Raw genomic sequence first — 21,369 nt, 5'->3', positions numbered from 1 at the left:
CCGCTCAACGGGCACGCTTTTGGCTGCCTTCCCATCATCGGGTCATAAACCATCAAGTCATTAGATTTATTTCCTTTTTTATGAATTCTAACCACATGCATCTTCTTCAACAAATGGATACGATTCAATCGCCTCCCTGAATTCCAAAAATTGGCAGACATCTTGCTGAGAATCCGGGAATAACTCGAAAACCTGACTGCCCCAACGCTCAGGTCATTCTCAACAAAGGAGGAAACATGATTGTCGGAATACTCAAGGAGATCAAGTCGGAGGAGAACCGGGTGTGCATGACCCCGGCGGGCGTGGAGGTGATGGTCAAGAGCGGGCACGAGGTACTGGTGGAGAAAAATGCCGGGGCGGGCAGCGGCTTTACCGACGACACCTACACCCGGGCCGGAGCCAAAATGGTCGCCACCCCCAAGGAGATTTACGCTGCGGCCGACATGGTCATGCACGTCAAAGAGCCTTTGCCGCCGGAGTACGATCTGATCCGGGAGGGGCAGATCGTGTTCACCTACCTGCACCTGGCCGCCGACGAGCCCCAGACCCGGGCGTTGATCGATAGCAAGGCCGTGTGCATTGCCTACGAGACCATCCAGAAGGCCGACGGCAGCCTGCCGCTGCTGACGCCCATGAGCGAGGTGGCCGGGCGCATGGCCATCCAGGAAGGGGCCAAGTACCTGGAGATGACCCAGGGCGGCCACGGCATTCTTCTGGGCGGAGTGCCCGGCGTGGAGCCGGCCACGGTGGTGGTGATCGGCGGCGGCGTGGTAGGGGTCAACGCGGCCAAGATGGCCTGCGGTCTGGGGGCCAAGGTGTACCTGCTGGACATGAACCTGGACCGGCTGCGCTATTTAAGCGACGTGATGCCGGCCAACTGCTTCACCCTGATGTCCAGCCCGGCGACGATCCGCAAGCTGGTCAAAAAGGCCGACGTGGTGATCGGGGCGGTTTTGATTCCCGGGGCCAAGGCGCCCAAGCTGGTGACCCGCGACATGCTCGAGACCATGAAGAACGGCTCGGTGCTGGTGGACGTGGCCATCGACCAGGGGGGCTGCTTCGAGACCTCCAAGGCCACCACCCACAACGATCCCACCTTCGTGATCGACGGGGTGGTGCACTACTGCGTGGCCAACATGCCCGGAGCGGTGGCCAAGACCTCGACGCTGGCACTGACCAACGCCACCTTGCCCTATGCCTTGCAGATTGCCAACCGGGGCTGGAAGGGGGCCATGCAGGCCAACGAGGAGATCAAAAAGGGCGCCAACGTCATCGACGGCAAGGTGACTTACAAGGCTGTGGCTGAGGCCTTCGGGTTGATTTATACGCCCGTCGAGGAATTGCTGAATTGAGCGTATAGCTGACAATCTCGTAAAAAGTCTCCAGACATGTCATTCCCGCTTAGGCGGGAATCTATAACTTTTTAAAAACAATGGATAGCGCTAAAGCTTCACTGCGTGCGCCCGCCTGCGCGGGAATGACATCAATGGACTAAATTCGATTTTTTGGGATTTCATCAAAGCTCAAGACTGAAATAATCGGGATCGGGATCGAATGGGTGGCTTTGCCTTCGATTTCGATCCCGATTTCGATCCGGTCGCACCCGCCACAAATCTTCTGAAACCTAAAATCTTTCACACACACTGCCCTGCCCTTCTCACATCTGAGTCCGATCAAAGCCTTAAAAAAATCCGACTGACCCCGACCCATCCCCACCAACCGTCAAATCCGTAAGCCTTTACCACAACAATTTTGAAACATTACAAGACCTATAACGACAAAAATGAAAGCCAAATTCGTATGCCGACCCTCCGAATACTATTTTTAACAAATTGATTTTAATGGAATATCATAAAACAAGAACGATCTGGCACACCATTTGATAATACTATGTATTCTGCTTCAAGGCCGATACCGACAGAACAATAGAAAATAAACGCCATTTGGAAACAAAATTCAGCTTGACAGTTAAAAGCATTTACTATAAATGGTCTGACCATTCGGAAAATTCCTAAACCAGATTTCGATCCCATGGTTGCAGGGAAACATCGATACTGAATTTCCATGACAATATTGAGTTGACAGGCGATGACCCCCTTGTTTCGTGCCGCCAGACAAAACCGTATATTTCAGGATGTGGTCGAACAGATTCAGGAGGCCATTATCCAGGGGCAGCTCAAGGTGGGCGACCGGCTGCCGGCCGAGCGCGAACTCAAAGAGATGCTGGAAACCAGCCGCAGCACCCTGCGTGAAGCTTTGCGGGTTCTGGAGCAGAAAGGGCTCATCGAAATCAAGCTGGGTATGGGCGGCGGCGCCGTCGTCAAGGCGGTCACCCCGGATCTGGTCTCCGAAAGCCTGGACCTTCTGATCCGTTCCCACCAGGTATCCTTGAGGCATATCGCCGAATTCCGCGAGCGGGTGGAAGGCGATATGGTCGCTCTGGCCACACAGCGTATGACGGCACAGGACAAAAAGGAGTTGCAACGGCTTCTCGATGTCGCCCGCAAATGCGTGGCCCGCGGGGTCGAAGCCGTGCCCGATTTTCTCACCGCCGACAAAAATCTGCATTTGTTTTTCGCCCGTAAAACCCGCAATCCAATCTATATATCGATTCTCAAGACGGTTCACGAAAACATACGACGCTACTATGACGAATATCTCGTTATGGAAGAGCCGGTAATGCGGGAAAACATGCAGGATCTAGAAAATCTGGCGGCTGCGGCAATTGACGGGGATGCGTATAAGGCAGGCGACATCGCACGCAACCACATTCTGCGGTTCAGCGGGTACATGGAAATGCGCGATCGGCAGAAGGAAGAATGATACAGATTGAACCTGCGGCAGGTTCGCGGGTCGTAACGTCCAAAACGATTCAAGAATAACGGTTAGGTGTTATGGCGCATTTAGAACTGGACAACATCACGGTACGATTCGGAGGCCTCGTGGCCCTGTCCGAATTGAGCTTTTCCATCAACTCCGGAGAAATCGTCGGCCTAATCGGTCCCAACGGGGCTGGGAAAACCACGGTCTTCAACGTGCTCACCGGCGTTTACAGGGCCAGTAAGGGCGATGTCCGTTTTGAGGGCAAAAGCATTCTGGGCAAACGCCCCCATGAAATTTTCGCCAAAGGCGTGGCCCGAACCTTCCAGAACATCCGTTTGTTTTCGGCCATGACGGCGGTGGAAAACGCCATGGTCGCCCGGCACTGCCGCTCCAAAAAAGGGGTGGTGGGTGCCATCTTCCGCACGGTCTCCCAGCGCCGGGAAGAGCGGTCCATCCGCGACAGGGCTTTGGACGCGCTCAAACTCATGGGTGTGGATGCCTATGCCGACACGGTAGCCTCCAACCTGCCATACGGACTGCAGCGCCGCCTGGAGATTGCCAGGGCACTGGCCTCTCAGCCCAAAGTGATCCTGCTCGACGAACCGGCCGCCGGCATGAACCCTTCGGAAAGCTCGGCGTTGATGAAGGATATCTCACGCATTTGCGAACTGGGCATCGACGTGCTGCTGGTTGAGCACGATATGAAAGTGGTCATGGGCGTGTGCAACCGGATTGTATGTGTTGACCATGGCGTTAAGATCGCCGAAGGAACGCCCGAAGAAATTCAGTCCAACCCGCAGGTGATCGAGGCCTACCTCGGTCAGCCGGCAAGTTAAAAAACACCACAACTAGGAGGAGCATCAAATGAGAAGAAAACTGTTCGTTGCACTGGTATTTGGCCTGATGGTCGTCCCCTTCCTGATGGGAACGGCAACCGCGAAAACCCTGAAAATCGGTTCCATGAGCCCGCTCACCGGTCCCTATGCTTCTGACGGTACCGACATCAAAAACGGCGTGCTGACCGCCATCGAAGTCTTTGAAGAAGCCGGCGGAATGCCTGGCTACGACAAGATCGAACTGTTCCCCCAGGACACCGCCTGTGACCCCAAACAGGCCGTGGCCGCCGCCAACAAGCTGATCAACCTGGAAGTGGTCGGTGTCATCGGCGCCTACTGCTCTTCTTCCACCATCCCCTCTTCCGAGACTCTGGATGAGGAAGACATCATCATGATCACCCCCGCCTCCACCAACGAAAAAGTCACCGACCGCGGCCTGCCTTACATGTTCCGCATGTGCGGCCGTGACGACGATCAGGCACCGGCGGCCGCCCAATTCCTCAAAGATCAGCTGAAAGCCAAAACCGTCTTCATCGTGGATGATAAGACCACCTATTCCCAGGGGCTGGCAGACGGCGTTTCCAAATCCGCCAAGGAACTGGGCATCAAGGTCGTCGAGCACGACCACGTCAACCAGGGCGACAAGGATTTCTCCGCCGTGCTGACCAAGGCGAAAGCCGCCAATGCGGACATCTTCTACATGTCTCTCCAGGGCTTTTCTCCTGCCGCCCTGATGACGCTGCAAGCCAAACGCATGGGGCTTGAGTCTCAGATCGTCACCCAGGACGCGGTATTTCAGCCCAAGTATATGGAAGTGGCCAAGGAAGCAGCCAATGGCGTTTACCTGACCTACGGCTTCACCGACACCACCACCCCCGAGTACAAGGCCTTTGAAAAGCGTTATGTACCCAAATACGGCCCCATCGCCGCCTACGCAACCTACGCCTATGACGCGGCCACCGTGCTGCTCAAGGCTATCAAGGCCGCCGGTTCTACCGATTCAGCCAAAGTTAAAGCCGAGATTATGAAGCTGGACTTCCCCGGCGTGGCAAAACACGTCAAATTTAAGGCCAACGGAGACTCCGGCTCGTCCTACATCGCCTATAAAGTCGTTGGCGATAAGTTCGTTCCCTACTGGTCTCCTGAAAAGGGCCTGTTGAAGTAAATAGGGATACCGAATCGACTGCCCTGCCTTTTTAGGCAGGGCAGTCATCGTTGCCGGGTCGTATCCGGCTTCAACGCAAACGTTCCGCTCAAGTAAAAAGCGATTTCTATGGAATACTTCATTCAGCAATTGATCAACGGAATCACCCTGGGGGGGCTCTATGCCCTGATCGCGTTGGGGTACACCATGGTGTACGGCGTCATCCAACTGATCAACTTCGCCCACGGTGAATTTTTTGCCGCCGGCGGTTATGTCGGGGTAATCCTGCTCAGCTACTTTGCCGGCAACGGGTACATGGAAAGCTACCCCATTTTGTGCCTGACCGGGGCTTTTGTACTCACCATGGTCTATTGTGCCTTTCTTGCCATGGGCGTCGAAAAGGTGGCTTACAAGCCCCTGCGCAGGCAATCCCGGCTAGCCGTCCTGCTCTCGGCCCTGGGTATGTCCATTTTTCTCTCCAACGGACTGATGCTGACCCAGGGCGTCTACGATAAGGCCTACCCCAGCGAACTATTCCAGGGCGGTCTTGATTTCGGAATGGTCACCATCAGCTACCTGCAAATGATGATCGTAGGCCTGACCATTTTTTTGCTGATCGTGCTCAACCTTCTGGTGTTCAAGACCAAGGTGGGCATGGCCATGCGAGCCACCGCTCAGGACAAGATCATGAGCAGCCTGGTTTCCATCAGCGCCAATCGGATCATCTCTTTGACCTTTGCCATCGGCGCCGGCCTGGCTGCCGCCGCCGGCATCATGGTGGGCCTTTATTATGGATCTGTGCGCTACGACATGGGCTTTCTACCCGGCATCAAGGCCTTTGCCGCAGCCGTACTGGGCGGCATCGGCAACATCACCGGAGCTATGCTGGGGGGATTGATCATCGGCATGGTGGAGATTTTCGGAGCCGGCTACATATCCGGTCAATACAAAGATGTGTTTGCCTTTATTATCCTGATCTCCGTGCTCTACTTCAAACCGACTGGAATCATGGGCGAGAATATCGATGATACAAGAGTTTAAAAAAGTCTGGAAGCCTTACACCATCGGCCTGCTGTGGCTGCTGGGCCTTCTATGGCCTCTAATGGGGATTCACCCCGACGGGACCCTCTCCTTTGCCAATACGTTCGAGGTCTGGCTATACATCGCCGTTGGCCTCACCATCTGCCTGCTGTTGTATCTGATGAACAAAAGCGGCAGTCTGGAAATTGTCAGCACGCCGCTGGGCAACATTCGTCAATCCCTTTTTGCAAAAGCCTCGCAAAAAGTTCCCACCTGGGTATGGCTCGGGATTCTGCTGGTTGTCGCCCTGGCATACCCGCAATTTACCGGACGCTATGCCCAGGATGTGGCCACCAACGTACTGATTTACATCTGTCTGGGATTGGGATTGAACATCGTCATCGGGCTGGCCGGCATGCTGGACCTGGGGTACATCGCCTTCTACGGTGTGGGGGCTTACACCTACGCCCTGCTGAACCTGCACTACGGGATGTCCTTCTGGATCTGCCTGCCTTTCGCGGCCACCCTGGCCTTGGTCGCCGGGTGCATCATCGGCTATCCCACCCTGCGCATGCGCGGCGACTACCTGGCCATCGTGACGTTGGGCTTCGGGGAAATCGTGCGCATCCTGCTCAATAACTGGATGGAACTGACCAACGGCCCCAATGGCCTGTTGGGCGTCAAGGCACCCAGCATCCTGATTCCCAGTTTCGAAGGCGGCTTTTCCTTCGAAATGTTTTATCTTAAGAAGCTGCATTACCTCTATTACATTGCCCTGGCACTGGCGATCATCACCATGATTTCCGTCAGAAACCTGAACTTTTCCAGAATCGGACGGGCCTGGGAATCCATCCGCGAGGATGAAACCGCCGCCGAGTTGATGGGCGTCAACACCTTTATGCTCAAGCTGCTGGCATATGCCATGGGCGCACTTTTCGCCGGTCTGGCCGGGGCCTTCTTCTGCGCCCGCATGCGTTTTGTCAGCCCCGAAAGTTTCACCTTTTTGGAATCGGCCATGGTGCTGAGCATGGTGGTTCTGGGCGGCATGGGCTCCATCCCCGGTGTTATGCTGGGGGCCGCGGCTCTGATCGTGCTGCCCGAAGTCTTCCGCGAATTCGAGACCTACCGCATGCTGGTCTTCGGTATGTCCATGGTGGTGATGATGCTGTTCAGGCCCGCCGGCCTCATCCCGGCCAAGCGGATGGGCAAACGGGGCGAAGAGGAGGAGGGATAGATGGCCGATCAACCGATTCTCGAACTGAAAAACGTCTATTCCAGCTACGGCAGCATCAAGGCCCTCAAGGGAATCTCGCTCAAGGTCTACCCGGGGGAAATCGTGGCCATTATCGGTGCCAACGGTGCCGGCAAATCCACCACCCTGATGACCACCTGCTGCGTCATTCCCATCGACGAAGGCGAAATCTGGTACAACGGCAAGGCTATTCACGGCACGGCCGCCGAAGCCCTACCTGAAGCCGGGCTCTGCCAGGTTCCCGAAGGCCGGCGCATCTTCCCGCGTCTGAGCGTGGACGAGAACCTGACCCTGGGGGCCTTTTTCCGCAAGGACAATCAGGAAATCGAAAAGGACCGGCAATATGTCTACGATCTGTTTCCCATCCTGAAAGACCGCCATAAACAGCATGGCGGCACCCTTTCCGGCGGGGAGCAGCAGATGCTGGCCATCGCCCGGGCCCTGATGGGCCGCCCCAAGATGCTTTTGCTGGACGAGCCCTCGCTGGGGCTGGCCCCGCTGATCGTGCAGCAGATTTTCGATATCATCACGGACGTCAACAAAAAAGACGGCACGACCATCCTGCTGGTGGAGCAGAACGCTAACCTTGCTTTGCAGGCCGCCTCGCGGGGGTACGTGCTGGAGACCGGCAACATCACCCTGGAGGATGATGCCAAGAAATTGATGGATAATCCGGAAATTCGGAAGGCTTATCTGGGCGAATAACCGCGACCTATTCCAAAACGTCCCATTCCAGCCAATATCTGCGTTTAAAGATACCACGACCAAAAAATTTTGCAGCGCCCCTGAAACCATTTATCGAAGGGCTTTCAGGGGCGTTTTGCATTACCCGGTCTCGTCATCCCGGACGCAGCGCAGCGAAGATCCGGGATCCAGGGATTCATTTCCAGGCCGTCCGAAGTAAGTGTTGGCGTGCGTCCCCTCGCCCCCCTGGGGGAGAGGGACAGGGTGAGGGGGGAATCAAAAAGGATATGGCCCCGGCCCGCGCAGCAACCGTTCACCGATCACTGACGACTGATCGCTAAAAATTTGGAAACACTTGTCAAACCTTCAGATTCCCAAATACGGCCCCCCGGTTTCGATGACCTGTTTGAATTGACATTGCCCTGCCCGTGAATTAATATACATTCAAATTGTTCTTTAACAAATTGGGGGCGAAACGGCTTCGACGGGGATAAAGAAGCACCGATTGCATGCCGAGTTCCTGTCAACTCGTAAAACTGGCGGGACCTAAACATAATCGCAGACGATTATAACTACGCCGTAGCAGCTTAGTGCTACCGTTCTACCTCGTTTTTCCCGCGGACTTGGATAGAGCGTCGACTAGTGGGATAGCCACTGCTGAATGCCTGCTACAGCAGCGGCGAACTCTTAGCAGGATAGCCTTTGCAGTACCCTGCCTGATGGAGACTGGCAGAGGCGATACTTAGAGATCAGGATAAGCATGTAGAGATTTGTGTGGAATATTTTCGGACGCGGGTTCGACTCCCGCCGCCTCCACCACTTTTTTGTCATTAATATCAACTTCTTAACCATCTATACCGTGCGACTTTCACCATAACTTTCACCATGCTTTTGGTGAAAGATTGGGTGGTGGGTCCTCATAACCTTTTAAAATCTTTGCCAAAGTAATCCAAAATCTTCCCCGCGTCCGTCTCAAGACCCTCTCGGTATTTTCCGTAGACTTCGTAAAGCATCTGTTTTGAGGCATGACCCATTAACTTCTCCAACCGCCCGATATCAACGCCGATGGTCAAAGACCATGCCGCAAAGCTGTGCCGCGTGGTGTATGGCACTTTGTAGGCGATACCGGCTTTCTCAAAAGCCGAGGTCCAGGGGTTTTTACGAAACGAATCAACATCAAAATTCCGGCCACTTTTCATCGTAAACACATAGTCCCCGTTCGACCTGCTGAGTACAGCATCAAGACGCCTGCGCAGGGTTTCGGTAATCGGCAGACTTCGTTTTCGATATTCGTTCTTAAGATCAGACTTCTCAAAATTCCTGACGATGGAGTTCTGAATGACAATACGATCTTGATGAATATCTTCCTTGCGAAGCCCCGCCATCTCCGAGCCTATCATGCCGGTCATAATCATCGTTTCGGCGATAGGTCCATAATACGGGTCAATTTGATCCATAACCCGCACCCATTCGTCAAAACGGAAAACCTCAGGATGTTTTTTTGACCTAGCGGGCAAGTATTTTTTCAAATAAACAAAGGGGTCGGAGAGATTCCAGCGATGTTCCTCACAGGCATCATCCCAGATGGTCCGCAAGGGAATCATGATGTTGCGGATCCTTGACCCTGACAAAGGTTGGCCTTGCTTCTTCCCATCCTTAAAAACCAGGGTTTGGATAAACTCCTTCAGCGCAACACCGGTTAGTTGGAAAAAAGTACGGTTACCAAAATGGGGAACCAGCCAATATTCGATGATCTGCTCATAATCTCTTTTTTTTGTTACGGAATTGCAATCCCCTATGAATCTTTCTTTCCAGTTTGCGACATAATCCCCAAACAATACATTTTCCGGTTCCGGACTGTAATCCCGACCCTCAAGCTGTGCATAAAAGGCTTTTTCTTTTGCAGAAGCACCAGGAAAAGCCTTTGCAAATACAAACGTTCCGCTGGCAATTTTTTCCTTTTGCCGGTCCACCCACTCGTAAAGCGTTTGCCGGTTTTCAGGCGTATCATCCAATCCGGACGATTTGACGATTCGTTGCCCGTGATACCTGAGGTCCGTGTATAATTTTTTGGACCCGGGCTTGTTGAGCACCCCCGATTTCCTTTCGGTTGCCATCGAGTGGGTTTTATCAAAATTTAAAATGGTCGCCATTGTAATCTCCCTATACACATCCCCCCTTCCTGTCTGACGGTCCGTAACAAATAGTATACAAGAATATCCTGCATTATTCAATAGTTAAGATCTATTGCGGACTTTATAGACGAATAGTTCCCCTTTTCAGCCGTGTAGACAGATGCCGGCTTCACGTCTTCGGAATCGGGGGTGTCAATTTCGTGCAACGATCTGATGGTCTCAAGCTCCCAGATAAAACGGATCACCCGTCCTTTTTGAATGAAGTGCTGCTGGGGAATGAGCTTGCCGCTGCTTTTCCATTCAAAAATGGTTGTCCTTCCCACCTGCAGACGTCTTGCGTACTCATCCATTGTCAGCAGTTCAAACGGCGGTTGTGTTTTTTTGGGGTTGTCCATAAGTGAATATCAAAAAACGATGAACATACCGGCTGCAAAGCCATATTTAATATCTCTCAAAGGGGTTTGACTCGCCGATAGCATTGGCATCATTGATGATGCGTTGATTTCTTAGCTTTGATTGCCTTTTCAGTATATTGTGCCGCGTTTTTCGCTCCCACCGGTATAAAGAAGGTAGGCCATCACAAAATCTCAAGAAATCCAGTGCCAATAGTCTGCTCTTGTTCCACTGCTTCCTGTTGAATATGAAGAATTCACCGTTGATCACAACCTGCACCGGCTTTCGGATCTTTCCCGGACGATCCTTTTGTGTTTGCGCTCTCCTGAAAACAGAATTCTGGAATATTCTGAGATCTTTCTTTGAAACTATGTAAGTCAATTCATCGGTTCGATTAAATACTGAGTACATGGCTGTACCTGCATTTATTTTTGAGCATGGGATCTCTCCTACTGATTTTTCGGATTGCCAAAACGGCGGCCCATGCCCAATCTATGCCCCACCACACAAAATTTTAATTGGTGAGGCTAATTTTAATGATCCATTCCAACGTTTTGTTATTGATTTTGCGAATCCCAACATAAGAAACGGTTAACTTTGCTCTAAAGCTACAGTTACAAAATTAAGCGCGCAATAGGCTTATATAATTTGAAAAAGAATGATGTACTTTGCTTTTTAAAGACGTTGAATAGTCTGTAACGCAGGCTCAGATTACACAGTATTTTTTAAATCGGGGTCTGCGGCGTGTCTAATGCGTGGAAAAATGAACGGCGAGGTACCACCCATGATTAATGGATTTAGGGAGAGTGCTGCTGTCGACGCGTAGGATAATTTTAACTTATTGAAGGCTCTTACTTACACCTTGGTGATTTGGTGAGGACCTGGCGCAACCGGTCCATGCCGACGTCATAATGATCACTTAGTATTTCGAGAGTTATTTCGTGAGCAGGCGCTTTTTCTGAAAAAACTTGGTCCCAATAATCGAATGGCCAAAAATCTCGCAGTTTCGATATCGGAAATATAGAACCTTTCAGCAATTGGATCTTCTGAATCAGTTTCAATAAATAAGCATAATCATTGCCAACCTCTTTTTTTAGTTCCGATATGGTTAAACGAGCGGGTTTATTGTTTCCTTTTAACCGCTGTGCTTTTGATGAAGATTTTCTATTTGGATGTAAGTCATTTAATTTCCTGTCTGGAACTAAGTGGGTGATGTATGGAAAAAGCCGACCGTAATAATCGAGCGCTGCAGCCAAACTTTCAAGATCTTTGATGACATGGGACAATTGAAAATCAGCTGAATATGACTCCAAGAAAAAACCTTTTCGGTGAGCATTCTTTAACACGGCGATCGAAACTTGAAGCCTTTTAGATTTGCTAAAAAGTATTGCCACCTCTTTTCCATATTGATCGGTTTGAATATTCCGCAGCCGCTTGCATAGTTCCTGCTCACATTCTTTACTAAAGTTCTTGAGATATTTCGGATAGGCGCTTTGATGAATAAAATGCCTTTTGCAAATGGCATTGCGATCAAGGTCCAAATCAAGACAATCCAGAACAAAGGTAAGTTTCCTGAACTTTGACCAATCCTTTTTTCGCGAAAGTTTTCTTCGAACTGCATCCCTAAGTTGTCTATCCTCGATTACAAAAATTAATTCGCGTAGAAAATGTTTGTCTGGTTTCAAAAGTATAGCCAGACAATAATCGGTAAAGTTTATATCCTCGTTCAATAGGCTTACAATTGAATTTACAATTGCTTCCGATTGTAAATCAATTGCCTCTTTCGTTATAAAGACTTTCATGCTACGGACATGATGCTTCTCGTCAGCCTCTCGAACTGATTCTACCATGGTTTTTAAAAACTCAGGTACACTAAAGGCCTTGGACTTTTTAATTATGATATCCGGTATAGGAATGGAGTTAGGCAGGCTTGTTTTTCCATGCTGATCTTCAAATAGGAGCACCGATGATGGTATTAAACACTCTATATCTTTTTTAGAAATATATAAATACATTTCAAAACATGCGTTTAGAGATTAGACGGCATTTTATTTCTAATTGATTGAGAGGTCGAAGCGTTTTTTGCCATACAAGTACCTCCTTGCCCACTGATATTCAACAATATTTTAAACTAGACATAGTCGGTGCTGAAAAAGCCGTTACACGGATAGGCCTTTCGGTCAATTGGTTCGCATTGCCACAAACCACGAGCATCTTGCGTACCTGAATAAAATATTGCTGTTCGGTTCAATTAAAACCATCCGGATGACGGTATGTCCGCCATCGCCAAAATCAAGTATGCAATGGATCTGGGAAAGTCTGCTATTTCGAATTCCGCAATTGTACCATTAATGCCCATGGATGAAAGCTGCTTTATTCCCATTACGATATTTGAATCATGAAGATTGGTGGGCTATATAAACAACCAGTGGTTTAGGGTTCCCCAAAAAAATGCAGAAAACGGCATCTAAAGACCCTGAAATTTGCACATTTTTGCCCCTATTAGTATGGATTTCAGATCCCAAGTTGGATTCCATGTGCCCTGGCACATAAATCTCTTCAAACCCCACTTTCTGGCGATTAAATTGCTACCGGAAGCTACCTCTAAGCGGTGGCCAGAGATATTCAGATCTTGTCACCAGATCCCTCAAGATAGCCAACACAGCCCGACTATCAACGCCCTTCCCTTTGCCGACATTAAAGAAATCCACGTTCTCACCGGGTTACCATGATTTTTCCTATGGGATGAAGATTATGAGCCTCACGATCTAACCATAATTCACTAAATTACCCTGAAATCCACTATAGCCGGAGCAAGAATAAGGATTTTTTTCACTATGGAAATGCTTCGCGATTATTTAAAACCTGTCAACGAGAATGAGAACATAAGCTTATCGCAGGGATATAGACCCATCGTTATGTGTGCTGCATCGCTAATTATGACAATTTTTCAGGAAAAAATTGGGTAACACTTCTTCCGGTTATTGGATGATTATCAACCGGTGCTTCTCCATCCATTTCCTGGCCGATACGCGCCAGGCGGTGGGACAGATTTCATTCTTGCCGGACCTTGCCGATATGTCAACGGCCAAGTCCCGGATCCAGTTATAAACCTCCTTTCGCTGGCGTCTGGTGTATCGCAACCGGTCAGCACAAAAATAAGACCGGCAGGCGTTTCTCCCGGACAGGCTACGCCGGGGTCTGTGATTCAATGCATGGGCGGCATTATCAACCTGCAGGGCCAGTTCCCTTTTGGATGTAGCGGTATCTTCCCATTTGCGCAACCACCCTTTCAACTCCCCCTGGCTGTGCTCGATGGCCCCGTTGTAGCTGGGGGTATTAAAAGGGCTGTTGATGGGGATGACCATGTTCTCTTCCAGCAGGTCGTTCACCGCCCAGTGGTTGAGATTGCCCCCGTTGTCCCGCTTGATGAACAGCGGCGGTCCGAACCAGGTGAAGTGCCGGGACAAATGGCCGGCGATCTCCTCCCCGCAAGGATGGCGGTGGATTGCCTGGAACAATCCGTGGTCCTGCGGCGAATTACCTTGATTTTTTATGAAAAATTGTGTTGGCTGGAATTGCAACGAAATTCAAATAATTATAAGGCAAGTTTGCCCGAATACACTTAGGAAATCAAATTTCGGGGAAAATTTACCTGAAAATCAACGGCCAGGAATGCTCAAAGGTGTGTTTAGCTTGATGTATTGGGAAACCGAATGACTATTGAACCCAATGGACTTATCACGTTTATAGGAGATAGGTTGTGAAATCGATCGCTTGCGATTCCCGCATGCAGTTCGTTGAAAGCGATTCAGCTATCGATAATCTTGGAGCTCGCTTCCGGAAGACGCGTCCTGGTCCCGAGCTAGATTTAGTCGAGTCGTTCCTTCAAGCAATGCCCCTTAGCATCCCTAATGGCTGTCGAGCGACAGTATTCCGAGAGCCTCAATTAGAGTCAGGATTCCCAGATCTCGTTATCGTTGTTTGGCGAGAGGAAATTACACACGACTGGCGATCCGAACGCGGATCCCTCATGTCATGTGACCTCCGCCTCATGCACTTTTTACACCATTCCAAGAGGGCACGAGAGGATAAACTTGTTGCCTATTTTGGAAAGCGTGCGGCTGGAAGCATAGGTCGCCTCCATAACGCAGGAATGATTTGGCCAGTTGGTTCTGCTTGGGCCCCTTTTGCGCTACGCCGGTCGTTTGCTGCAACCAAAATCATCGCTGTTGAAGCGAAGGTAGGGAAATGGGCTTCGGTTCTCAATCAGGCGCTGTTGAATACGTGGTTCGCTTCCAAGTCCTATGTGCTTGTTCCCCGTCTGCCATCCCAGCGACAGCTTGTCGATGCAAAGCGACACGGAATAGGAGTGTGCTCATTCGATAGGGGAAAAGTCAGGGAAGTGAATAGTGTATCCACGCGACTGCCGCGGTCCTATGCTTCATGGATGCTCAACGACTGGGCTTGGAGATCTGCCCAGGCATGAGGGGTCGGGGAAATGATCGGGAAATCAAAAGTAACGATCACCTGGCTTGCAAGGCAGTTTTCGGATCTCCAGAGCATCCGGCCTCTTTCGCAAGGTGGCCAGAAACAAGTTTTCTCCGCCTTGCATCCACACGATGGCGACGTGGTTTTGAAGCTCATGCACCCGAACGCAGACATAAAGCGCACCGAGCGCGAGATCATCGCGGTCACGCAGGTCCAGTCTGCCCGCGTCCCCAAAATCCTGGGCTGTGGAACCGTCAACACTCATATCGGAACATGCTTCTGGTTCAGAGAACAACGCATCCAGGGACCCACCGTACGTGAACGACTATCAAACGGACCGTTCGACATTCCGCTCCTTCTTCGTCTTGCACTGCACGTTTCTGAGGCTCTCGCCGCTGCTGAGGATGTCCATATCGTTCACCGAGACGTGAAGCCGGAAAACCTAATTCTCGACCGGGTTGGGGATTTCTGGCTTATTGACTTCGGTATAGCCAGGCACCTTGGTCTTGAGTCACTAACGGCCACCGCTAATGCTTTTGGGAACGTGACTTGGGGCTACGCACCACTGGAGCAGTGCCGGAACATCAAGCAGGAGATTGATGGACGAGCAGATCTATTTGCGCTTGGTGTCACCATCTTTGAATGCGCCACCGGTACCAACCCCTTTCGTGCGGGCGCACGCGATGTACTCGAAATCCTCCGAAGAGTCGAGAAGGGGAACCTTCCTCGTCTGCAATTATCATTTCCTTCGACTGGCGAATTTTCAGATTTGATTTCAACCCTTACACAGCGACACCGCATTCATCGTCCACGAAGTGCAAGGGAAGCCTATGAATGGATCAAGGAGATTTGCGACAAAGAGGGAATTCAATGAAATGGATCTATATCTTCATGTGGGCATGTTTACTCATCACTGGCGACGGCAGATACACCTATATTCAAGGAGGCGCGTAATGGAACTCTATCTACAGTTTGGTTACGGCATGATGCAGCACTGCCGGCACCTGATCTCTGCCTGGGGTGGCGGCACTGTCGTCCTGAGCCCGCGGGATATGAGTGACAAGCAACTAAATACTCTGTCATCAGAAATAACTGGCGTTGATGGTGGCCGGGTTCTTCTGGACCCCCAATTCTATCTTCCGCACGCGGATCACGAAAGACTCTGCTCTCATTGCTACTGGCCCTCTGACTATGAGACAGGTGCTTTCTTCCAGGGGGATGCTCTCCAAGACTTGCTCCGGACTCTAATAGACTTGAACAACGCTATCGGTACCAACGAAATTATCCTTCCTGGACTTCTGGCTACGGCGGTAGATGACGCTTGGATTGAAACCGAGCGCGCCGTTCTTGAAGTTGGGCGGGAAATCGCAAGTGGTCGACCTGTATTAACCACAATCGCGCTCGACGCTGACACGACCCGAAATCAGGATCACATCGCATCATTACTAGAGGCTGCTCCCGGCTGGGGGGCAGATGGATACTACATTGTCTGTGAACATCCGAAAGGCGATTATCTAGTTCGGGATCCCAATTGGCTCGCGAATGTTCTCGATCTTGTCGCAGGCCTTCGCCTTTTGCGAGCCAAGGTGATTCTCGGTTACTGTAATCATCAGATGCTATCAGCCAGCGTTGTTCAAGCGAACGCCATTTGTTCAGGAACTTGGATGAACGTTCGCTCGTTCCCACCGGACAAATTTCGCAGTTCCTACGACGAGGAGATTCGACAGCGTGCAACGTGGTATTACTGCCCGCAAGCGCTTTCAGAATACAAGATTCCGTTTCTAGATGTTGCACAGAGACAGAATCTCCTCGCGAGTATGACGCCCGCCCCCGAACTTGATGGAGGCTATGTGCAACACCTCTTTGAAGGACCGCAACCTACCACTGTCGGCTTCTCTGAACAGCTTGCCTTCCGGCACTACCTACATGCCCTGCGAGGCCAGACACGGGCGCTCCAACATGAAAGTTATGACGAAACATGTACTGCAAATGATATTTTGCTTAACGAAGCCGAAGACCTTATTGGGACCTTAGTAGTAGCGGGGATTCGCGGACAACAAAGAGACTTTTCGGATTCAATTGACGTCAATCGGGCTGCATTAGCTCTTCTTGACTCCATGAGAGGCCCGACCCTAAGGCGACGGTGGAGCGCTCTGGCATAAAATTTATTGATTATTTAACGGTTTCCAACCTTATCAAGCATAGTTGGAGAGCGATATATAGAGGCTACCTCAAAAATAAATCTAGACATATGCTCAAAAATATAGCATATACTGGGGATGGACCTCACAGACAAACAATGGACCCGGTTAGAGCCTTTAATTCCATCCCCTCAACGCAAACATGACGGAAGAGGTCGTCCTCGGAAAAATCCAAGAGAGGTTCTCAACGGCATCCTTTGGGTGCTGCGAACAGGGGCACCCTGGAAAGACCTGCCGCAACGGTATCCCCCACATCAAACCTGTCACCGATGGTTCCAGACCTGGGTTCGGCAGGGGGTGTTCAAACAGATCCTGACCGAACTGGGCGAGGATCTTTACCAGCGCGGGGGCATCGATATTCGAGAAACCTTTATCGATGGCAGCTTCACCCCCGCAAAAAAAGGGGTCATTGTGTCGGCCCTACAAAGCGTGGCAAAGGGACGAAGATCATGGCAATCGCAGACGCTTTTGGCCTTCCTGTCGCCATTGACATACAAAGCGCTTCACCCCACGAAGTGAAGCTGGTGGAAGCCACCATCGAAAGTCGGTTTGTCAGCCCGCCGCCTGAGCGCTTGATTGGCGATAAAGCCTATGACAGCGATCCCTTGGACCAACGTCTTCGGCAGCAGTATGGAACCGAGCTTATCGGTCCGCACAAGACGAACCGCAAGAAGCCTAAAACCCAGGACGGACTGGTATTGAAACCTTATCGGTCAGATGGGAAGTGGAACGCTTGTTCTCCTGGCTGCATAATTTCAGAAGACTGGTTACTCGTTGGGAATATCATGCTGATTGTTTTCTCGGCATGTTGTAACTAGGATGCATTGTCATCCTGCTACGTTATTTTTGAGATGCTCTCTAAATTAATGAAAACATTTTTGCTGTTTTGATGATACCAATGGGATACGGATATGGATAAAAAAACTCAAGGCGCTTGGATCATTCATCATACGCGGAAGCTTCAGGTAGTGACTTCTCAAGACTTTGATCAATTGGCTTTTGCTGGCAAATGTGGGCTAATGCTTTCTGGCATTGCAGCATCCTTTCAGGCCACAATGTCGCGAACAAGGGTCGATGCTCTTGCCAAAGCTAACGGTCTCAGCCCGCGTTCGGAGCTACCGGCCGTCCTTGCAGAATTAGAAAGGCAAAAACTTATACAACAAGGGTTGGACACAGTAGAAGTCCTTGGACTAAGTACTCACTCTGTGCTCGATCACACATCTACTATTTTTCAAGAAGGCTCGCCCGATTCTGTGGAAAATGCGGTTATTGATATCTCTGAAAATGTCTCGGAAAGTCCGGTTTCTGAAAATGACTTAGTTCAGTTTACTAGTGATACCTTCGGGCTTAAAACATCAGACGCAAAAGACTTGGTTATGAAGGGAGAATGCATAGGCTTTTTTGATGCCGAGAATGATAGTCGAGGCGAGCGCTTAGTTTTCAACGGCAATTTGTTCAGAGCCGATGAAATTCACAAGATCAACACCGTCATACAAACAATGGGGACTACCGAAACTCAGCGATTCCGTGAGCTAAATGACATTCTTGCCAAACAAGGTTGTATTACATTGAAGCAGGCTCACACGGTCGTAACCAGACAACTTTTTAACAAACTTCAATCCATCGGATTGTACGACGTGAACAAAATCGGTAATGAATCTGGAAGTCATTTCTTCGTTACTCGCCCTGCTGCGTTCTCCAAATTTACATCAACCATCGCCGATGACGCATTTGATCTATCTAAAGCCCTTGTCAGTTCGCTTACCTACGGTATGACAATAAGTGCTTTTGGACGTGGTCGGATTCAAATGATTTCCGCCCTTATGAACAAACTTATCGCTGGGTCATGGGTTGGGCCTGCTACTGCCATAGGCCATGACTATCAAGCCTTGGAATCGCGTGGTGTTGTTGAGGTTAAACCAAGTTCTGGCTCAATGTTTATCATGCGGCTACTGAAACGTGACGTTGGGCGGCTTGCGCTTGCGGTCATTCAAGAAGGTGACGCAACGTCTGAGGCTATCACTCAATTACCGAGCGCTGCAGTAAATCATTATACAGGACCAGAATCGAACCGTGTAATCATTAGGAAGAATATAACCGATCCATTAAAAAGGGGAGTCGGTAATCTGCTGACTGAACTTAGAACAGGGGGATTAAAGAGATGACAAGAAAAACCAACAAAGGAGCGGCGATGGAGGAAAGCCTACGTCGTTACTTTCTGAATCTTGGATATTTCGTTTTACGAGGAGTGAAGTTCCGCTATCACTCGTTTGACGTAACCGACGTTGACCTCTGGCTCTACGCGAAAACATCGGCACTCGCAAGACAAAGGACAAATGTTGATGTAAAGAACAAGAAAACACCACAAGCCCTAGAAAGGATTTTCTGGGTTAGAGGTCTAAAGGATACACTTGGTATGGATAATTGTATCGTTGCGACGACAGATTCTCGCGCGGATGTCCGAGAATTCGGTTTGACTCATAAGGTTGGCGTTTTGGATGGTTCATTCTTGGCTCGTCTACAAGGCAGTGCTAAAATCCAAATTGAAAGAATTTCAGAAGAGGAATTTCTCACAAAAGCTGACCATGCCTCCCTCGGCAAAATTGGTGGTGATTGGAAAGGTCGGTACGAAGAGGCAAAATCTCGAGTACTTACAGACCTTCGGTTTGACGGATGCAATGCGTACATAAATGATATACAGTTTTTTTTGGAGCAACTCTCATCGCGTAACAATTCTGAGCCAACACTCTTACGACTTGCCTATGCAATTATTTCAATGTTTGCGATTGCCATGGATTTCGTGCTCAAGGATTATTCTGCTTTGGATAATAGGCATCGATTCCAGTTGCTATGTGAAGGTTTCAGATATGGCGATTCTGGAAAAGCATATGCTACACGGCTAACTCGACTTGCTGCTGGTTTGACAGAGGTGGCCGGGATCGCCCCCAGTACTGGAAAAGCAGTGGTTGACGAGTTGAACAGGCAAGCGGAGCAGATACCCGCCGAGGCCCTTGCTGAGTTCTTCTCAAAAGGGTCAGTACATGGATCTCTGTTCTCTGCGGCCATAGAATTCGAGACAGCCGCCTTCGCCCCTGTTGTTCCCATTCCGTCAAAACTATCCTCGAACACTCAAGGCATCATAGGCGTACTATGCGATTTCCTTGGAATTGACAGAAAGAAGGTCTTAAACTAAAAGCGGCCCCAATTCATCATTCCACAGGACCTGTGCAAAAAAAACGCCTGACCAGGCAAACCCATCAGTTCGTGATAAACGATCATACCTTATGGACCTGGTGTGTCTGGAATAGCTTGTTTCTGCCGGTGTTGCTCAAGCAGACTGTAATCGTAGCGTCTTCTTGCCCTGCGGCGGGAAAAGAGATCGCCATCCGTCTCACTGTAACACCGAAGAAGGTGGTGCAGGTGTATTAGCGGTCATCATCCATATTGATGATGCTCGTGAACCTGAATGCCCCTGATCCATAATGAGACATTTAGATAGTCTGACGCATCATCCTACTTCACCATATGGACAAACTCTTTCTTTTTCATGGGTTCTCTTGCCGTAAATGACATCAATTTAACCATTCTGTAAAAAATACTGACACCCGAAGAATGTAATCTCTGATTAATATTGCCACGGATTGATGATATAAATATACGATTTTAGCCAGTTATCGATTCATTTGAGGGTTTGCCAGTTTGGCATGTCGCTTGCTGTAAAAATTTAGGATATCTATTTTTACTCCTATGGTTACCAAAGACCCATAAATTGTCAGAATCCGGAATTTGACTTTTAGGGATTGCCATTTGTGCATTGAACCCAGATTTTCTATAACGAGGAGGAGAATCATGGATAAAACGAACAAACAGAAGAATAAAAGGCGGAAGATTACGTTTACATTAGAAGATATCGAGGCAAAAGAAGTTCACTTGGTAGGCAATTTTAATGACTGGAATGTCGGGGCACATCCAATGAAAAACGTTGGGAACGGAAAGTGGCGAAAACAACTCGCACTTCCGACAGGGAAATACGAATACAAGTTCATGGTCGACGGCTATTGGATGGTAGATCCCGCCAATGAACAAACATGTCCGAACTGTTTTGGAACGTACAACAGTATTGTAAGCCTGATTGTTTAACTCGGAAAACATATTCTGATTTTAGCAGTCCATTATGCACCCATTTCGAAAAACAACTGTTGCGTGTCACCTTTTTCCATGGGATTGTTGGTCCTTGCTGCGGTAGAAAATACAACACGAAAACTTGGTTCGGTACTGGCATGATTCACGGACCTTTACCCTATCAAGCATCCTAGGCAGGCATTCAAAGGCCCGTTCGACGGCCTGGATCATCGGGACATGATAGAGGTTTTCAGGACTTAACGCGGAT

17 protein-coding genes, 1 other RNA gene and 1 pseudogene are annotated in these 21,369 nt (G+C 49.8%); 15 read left to right on the top strand and 4 right to left on the bottom strand.

Features of this window, described 5'->3' with window-relative positions; translation table 11 throughout:
- Positions 1-236: 236 nt before the first annotated feature.
- The 8 genes from ald (at position 237) to ssrA (ending at position 8,578) form a co-directional block, all read left to right on the top strand.
- On the top strand, positions 237-1,352 hold the full coding sequence (ald, locus tag GN111_RS26500; RefSeq protein ID WP_155306627.1) for an alanine dehydrogenase: 1,116 nt from the start codon (positions 237-239) through the stop codon (positions 1,350-1,352).
- A gap of 736 nt (positions 1,353-2,088) precedes the next feature.
- Positions 2,089-2,823 (top strand): FadR/GntR family transcriptional regulator, encoded by a 735-nt coding sequence (locus GN111_RS26495; RefSeq protein WP_155306626.1) that lies wholly within the window; start codon positions 2,089-2,091, stop codon positions 2,821-2,823.
- Positions 2,824-2,894: 71 nt separating this feature from the next.
- Positions 2,895-3,659, top strand: a complete 765-nt coding sequence (locus GN111_RS26490) for an ABC transporter ATP-binding protein (RefSeq protein ID WP_155306625.1) — start codon at positions 2,895-2,897, stop codon at positions 3,657-3,659.
- 28 nt (positions 3,660-3,687) lie between these two features.
- Positions 3,688-4,824, top strand: a complete 1,137-nt coding sequence (locus tag GN111_RS26485; RefSeq protein ID WP_155306624.1) for a branched-chain amino acid ABC transporter substrate-binding protein — start codon at positions 3,688-3,690, stop codon at positions 4,822-4,824.
- A 108-nt stretch (positions 4,825-4,932) separates the two neighbouring features.
- Positions 4,933-5,844 carry a branched-chain amino acid ABC transporter permease gene (locus GN111_RS26480; protein ID WP_155306623.1) on the top strand — a complete coding sequence of 304 codons (912 nt, stop codon included), beginning with the start codon at positions 4,933-4,935 and terminating at the stop codon, positions 5,842-5,844.
- On the top strand, positions 5,828-7,057 hold the full coding sequence (livM, locus tag GN111_RS26475) for a high-affinity branched-chain amino acid ABC transporter permease LivM (RefSeq protein WP_155306622.1): 1,230 nt from the start codon (positions 5,828-5,830) through the stop codon (positions 7,055-7,057). Before GN111_RS26480 ends, livM begins: the two co-directional genes overlap by 17 nt.
- On the top strand, positions 7,058-7,780 hold the full coding sequence (locus tag GN111_RS26470) for an ABC transporter ATP-binding protein (protein WP_155306621.1): 723 nt from the start codon (positions 7,058-7,060) through the stop codon (positions 7,778-7,780).
- 445 nt (positions 7,781-8,225) lie between these two features.
- Positions 8,226-8,578: a transfer-messenger RNA gene (gene ssrA / locus GN111_RS26465) on the top strand.
- 98 nt (positions 8,579-8,676) lie between these two features.
- On the opposite strand, the gene GN111_RS26460 is transcribed toward ssrA, so the two are convergent.
- From GN111_RS26460 to GN111_RS26445, 4 genes are all read right to left on the bottom strand, one after another.
- Positions 8,677-9,912 carry a tyrosine-type recombinase/integrase gene (locus GN111_RS26460; protein WP_155306620.1) on the bottom strand — a complete coding sequence of 412 codons (1,236 nt, stop codon included), beginning with the start codon at positions 9,910-9,912 and terminating at the stop codon, positions 8,677-8,679.
- 77 nt (positions 9,913-9,989) lie between these two features.
- Positions 9,990-10,289, bottom strand: coding sequence for a MerR family transcriptional regulator (locus GN111_RS26455; protein ID WP_155306619.1), 300 nt, complete (start codon positions 10,287-10,289; stop codon positions 9,990-9,992).
- An 849-nt stretch (positions 10,290-11,138) separates the two neighbouring features.
- Positions 11,139-12,302: a hypothetical protein gene (locus tag GN111_RS26450; protein ID WP_155306618.1), complete on the bottom strand. Its 1,164-nt coding sequence runs from the start codon at positions 12,300-12,302 to the stop codon at positions 11,139-11,141.
- Positions 12,303-13,268: 966 nt separating this feature from the next.
- The gene (locus tag GN111_RS26445) at positions 13,269-13,808 is read right to left on the bottom strand and encodes a hypothetical protein (RefSeq protein WP_155306617.1); all 540 of its coding nucleotides are present in this window, start codon (positions 13,806-13,808) and stop codon (positions 13,269-13,271) included.
- 980 nt (positions 13,809-14,788) lie between these two features.
- Here GN111_RS26445 and GN111_RS26440 point away from each other — a divergent pair.
- From GN111_RS26440 to GN111_RS26410, 7 genes and pseudogenes are all read left to right on the top strand, one after another.
- Positions 14,789-15,652, top strand: a complete 864-nt coding sequence (locus GN111_RS26440; protein WP_155306616.1) for a serine/threonine protein kinase — start codon at positions 14,789-14,791, stop codon at positions 15,650-15,652.
- A 79-nt stretch (positions 15,653-15,731) separates the two neighbouring features.
- Positions 15,732-16,940, top strand: a complete 1,209-nt coding sequence (locus GN111_RS26435) for a hypothetical protein (RefSeq protein WP_155306615.1) — start codon at positions 15,732-15,734, stop codon at positions 16,938-16,940.
- Between the two features lie 117 nt (positions 16,941-17,057).
- Positions 17,058-17,793 (top strand): annotated as a pseudogene (locus GN111_RS26430) (IS5 family transposase).
- A 97-nt stretch (positions 17,794-17,890) separates the two neighbouring features.
- Positions 17,891-19,144, top strand: coding sequence for a hypothetical protein (locus tag GN111_RS26425; protein WP_170302475.1), 1,254 nt, complete (start codon positions 17,891-17,893; stop codon positions 19,142-19,144).
- On the top strand, positions 19,141-20,172 hold the full coding sequence (locus GN111_RS26420) for a hypothetical protein (RefSeq protein WP_197740429.1): 1,032 nt from the start codon (positions 19,141-19,143) through the stop codon (positions 20,170-20,172). The genes GN111_RS26425 and GN111_RS26420 overlap by 4 nt, the downstream gene beginning before the upstream one ends.
- A gap of 32 nt (positions 20,173-20,204) precedes the next feature.
- Positions 20,205-20,408 carry an organomercurial lyase gene (merB, locus tag GN111_RS34515; protein WP_170302474.1) on the top strand — a complete coding sequence of 68 codons (204 nt, stop codon included), beginning with the start codon at positions 20,205-20,207 and terminating at the stop codon, positions 20,406-20,408.
- Positions 20,409-20,828: 420 nt separating this feature from the next.
- Entirely contained in the window at positions 20,829-21,119 is a 291-nt protein-coding gene (locus GN111_RS26410) for an isoamylase early set domain-containing protein (RefSeq protein ID WP_155306614.1), read from the top strand.
- The last annotated feature ends 250 nt before the right edge of the window (positions 21,120-21,369 follow it).

The organism is Desulfosarcina widdelii, assembly GCF_009688965.1.
In the GTDB taxonomy this organism is placed as follows: domain Bacteria; phylum Desulfobacterota; class Desulfobacteria; order Desulfobacterales; family Desulfosarcinaceae; genus Desulfosarcina; species Desulfosarcina widdelii.
The sequence above is the reverse complement of the archived record's forward strand: the minus strand, read 5'-3'. Positions and strand labels throughout refer to the sequence as shown.

What these genes read in the sequence shown, in the direction of transcription:
- ald (WP_155306627.1), top strand. Translation starts at nt 237, where the DNA reads ATGATTGTCGGAATACTCAAGGAGATCAAGTCGGAGGAGAACCGGGTG.
- GN111_RS26495 (WP_155306626.1), top strand. Translation starts at nt 2,089, where the DNA reads ATGACCCCCTTGTTTCGTGCCGCCAGACAAAACCGTATATTTCAGGAT.
- GN111_RS26490 (WP_155306625.1), top strand. Translation starts at nt 2,895, where the DNA reads ATGGCGCATTTAGAACTGGACAACATCACGGTACGATTCGGAGGCCTC.
- GN111_RS26485 (WP_155306624.1), top strand. Translation starts at nt 3,688, where the DNA reads ATGAGAAGAAAACTGTTCGTTGCACTGGTATTTGGCCTGATGGTCGTC.
- GN111_RS26480 (WP_155306623.1), top strand. Translation starts at nt 4,933, where the DNA reads ATGGAATACTTCATTCAGCAATTGATCAACGGAATCACCCTGGGGGGG.
- livM (WP_155306622.1), top strand. Translation starts at nt 5,828, where the DNA reads ATGATACAAGAGTTTAAAAAAGTCTGGAAGCCTTACACCATCGGCCTG.
- GN111_RS26470 (WP_155306621.1), top strand. Translation starts at nt 7,058, where the DNA reads ATGGCCGATCAACCGATTCTCGAACTGAAAAACGTCTATTCCAGCTAC.
- GN111_RS26460 (WP_155306620.1), bottom strand. Translation starts at nt 9,912, where the DNA reads ATGGCGACCATTTTAAATTTTGATAAAACCCACTCGATGGCAACCGAA.
- GN111_RS26455 (WP_155306619.1), bottom strand. Translation starts at nt 10,289, where the DNA reads ATGGACAACCCCAAAAAAACACAACCGCCGTTTGAACTGCTGACAATG.
- GN111_RS26450 (WP_155306618.1), bottom strand. Translation starts at nt 12,302, where the DNA reads ATGTATTTATATATTTCTAAAAAAGATATAGAGTGTTTAATACCATCA.
- GN111_RS26440 (WP_155306616.1), top strand. Translation starts at nt 14,789, where the DNA reads ATGATCGGGAAATCAAAAGTAACGATCACCTGGCTTGCAAGGCAGTTT.
- GN111_RS26435 (WP_155306615.1), top strand. Translation starts at nt 15,732, where the DNA reads ATGGAACTCTATCTACAGTTTGGTTACGGCATGATGCAGCACTGCCGG.
- GN111_RS26425 (WP_170302475.1), top strand. Translation starts at nt 17,891, where the DNA reads ATGGATAAAAAAACTCAAGGCGCTTGGATCATTCATCATACGCGGAAG.
- GN111_RS26420 (WP_197740429.1), top strand. Translation starts at nt 19,141, where the DNA reads ATGACAAGAAAAACCAACAAAGGAGCGGCGATGGAGGAAAGCCTACGT.
- GN111_RS26410 (WP_155306614.1), top strand. Translation starts at nt 20,829, where the DNA reads ATGGATAAAACGAACAAACAGAAGAATAAAAGGCGGAAGATTACGTTT.